Below are 1,607 nucleotides of genomic sequence, written 5' to 3'. Positions count from 1 at the left end.
TCCGATTGGTATAGTCAGTGGGCCTTCACCACCTTTAATTTTTAGTTTTCATAAAAAATTTGACAGTTCCCTATGATCTGGGTGTCCATGAGTAAAGATAATTGTTTTAACAGGTTTTTTTGAAATCTTAGAAAAGTCTGTTATCATTTTTTTAGCTCTTTCATCAGAGTCTAATGTATCTATTAATATTAATGAGTTATCTGCTTCAATAATTGTGGCATTACTATGTCCATAACCAACAAAATGATAGATATTATCTCTAATTTTCCACAATTTTTTCTTATACGCTCTATTTGTAAAATCTTCTAATAATTCTTTTCCAGAATTTGCTGACATCTTATATTCTCCTCATAATTAAAATAAAAACCTAAATCAACAGTCGACCAGAATCGTCCACAAAAATGGACCTTTTCTGTCAACTATCAACTTAGGTTTTGCCTGGTCGAGCCAGTAACAATCCATCTGTGATAGATCAGTTTATTCAGTTTGAGATTAATCCTCGGTGGTCACACGCTGAATGTGTATGGCCAGATAGAGCTGTTCGTCTTTTGTAAGAGAAGTGTGTTCAACTTTTTTAAGATATTCGTTGATCCTCTCAGTGCATTGAAAAGCTTTGCGGTATTTTCTTTGGATTTGTTCATACAAGAAGTCGTCATTAGATTCTCTTCTCTCCTGATGCAGGAGCCGTCTAGCAAAATACTGAAGATGAGTAATAAAGCGTGTGTACTGGAAAGAATCTTCGTCAAATGTCTGACCATAATAGAAATGAACGATGTTCAGTATGTCCTGAACCATTTCGGTCATTTTCATAGTCACGCCCAAGTCTGAATCATCCTGCCTGGCATTGACGATATGCAGTGCTATGGCTGCTGCTTCAGAATTCGGAAGACAGATATCTAATTCCTGTTCCACTAATTCGATTGCTTTGCACCCTATTTCATACTCCACTTTGTAAAACCGTTTGATTTCCCAGGTTAGAGGATTCTTTATATCCAAGCCCTCTTTTGTACGACTGATCGCATAACTCAAGTGGTCCGGCAAGGTTAAATAAATATGATTGCTTAACTTAAGACGTAATACACCTTGGGCATACTTGATGACGTTAGTCGCTACTTCAAGAATATCAGGATCAATATCGCGATAAAGATTGGCTAAATTATCCAAAATCTCCTGACCTTCTGGAATGAAAGTCTTTTCGATCTTATCTGTTTCTATCGAGTCCCCAATTTTTTTCTGAAACGCTATTCCTCGACCCATGACCACTGTTTCTTTATTGGACTCATTTAGAGTAAGGATCACGTTATTGTTTAATATCTTTTCGATTTTCATTTCACTCGACTGACACCTCCATTGATCGACTTATCCAAAAAAATAAACCTAAACTCATCCCAGATATCTACTGAAAGACATAGTCGTCTCAAAGTAAAGCTCTCGGATCAATTCAGGTTTTGCCTGCATCTAAATTCAGATCAGTAACAATCCAGTTATGCTCCAGATATTTAACTTTGAATAAACTATATCATGTAAGAATAAATCCGGGAGTTTAACAGCTGGAATCAATAAAAAGTGACACAAAGTCTGTTATAGCTTTACTTTTTTGTCAAATT

General features: G+C 35.8%; 2 protein-coding genes. Both read right to left on the bottom strand.

All coding sequences use genetic code 11. The features are described from left to right. Positions 1 to 48: 48 nt before the first annotated feature. Entirely contained in the window at positions 49 to 336 is a 288-nt protein-coding gene (locus ABFX15_RS10625) for an MBL fold metallo-hydrolase (RefSeq protein WP_346025388.1), read from the bottom strand. Between the two features lie 156 nt (positions 337 to 492). Continuing rightward, the gene (gene licT / locus ABFX15_RS10620) at positions 493 to 1,329 is read right to left on the bottom strand and encodes a BglG family transcription antiterminator LicT (protein ID WP_346025387.1); all 837 of its coding nucleotides are present in this window, start codon (positions 1,327 to 1,329) and stop codon (positions 493 to 495) included. Positions 1,330 to 1,607 lie beyond the last annotated feature (278 nt).

Source organism: Alkalibacterium indicireducens, assembly GCF_039522005.1.
Classification (GTDB): Bacteria; Bacillota; Bacilli; order Lactobacillales; family Carnobacteriaceae_A; genus Alkalibacterium; species Alkalibacterium indicireducens.
This window is presented reverse-complemented; position numbering and strand designations above follow the sequence as displayed.

Bases quoted from the DNA above. Each gene is read 5' to 3' on its own strand.
- licT (WP_346025387.1), bottom strand. From the start codon at position 1,329: ATGAAAATCGAAAAGATATTAAACAATAACGTGATCCTTACTCTAAAT.
- ABFX15_RS10625 (WP_346025388.1), bottom strand. From the start codon at position 336: ATGTCAGCAAATTCTGGAAAAGAATTATTAGAAGATTTTACAAATAGA.